General features: G+C 49.6%; 1 pseudogene. It reads left to right on the top strand.

The window, feature by feature from the left end:
- Nucleotides 1–250, top strand: a pseudogene (locus LZ634_RS22615) (IS110 family transposase); the annotation flags it as partial.

Below are 250 nucleotides of genomic sequence, written 5' to 3'. Positions count from 1 at the left end.
GCTGATATCACCACAATTTGCCCGCCCGTTCGTAAAAACAAAAAAACACGACTTTGTCGACGCCGAAGCTATTTGTGAAGCTGCATCGCGTCCGTCTATGCGTTTTGTGCAGCCCAGAACGGAATCTCAGCAGGCAATGCGGGCTCTGCATCGTGTGCGTTAATCCCTGGTTCAGGATAAGGTATAAACAACCAATCAAATGCATGCTTTTCTGCTGGAATTTGGCTTTAGCGTTCCCGGAGGAGCTGCC

Source organism: Kluyvera intermedia (assembly GCF_021440345.1).
GTDB lineage: Bacteria > Pseudomonadota > Gammaproteobacteria > Enterobacterales > Enterobacteriaceae > Kluyvera > Kluyvera intermedia_A.
The sequence above is the reverse complement of the archived record's forward strand: the minus strand, read 5'-3'. Positions and strand labels throughout refer to the sequence as shown.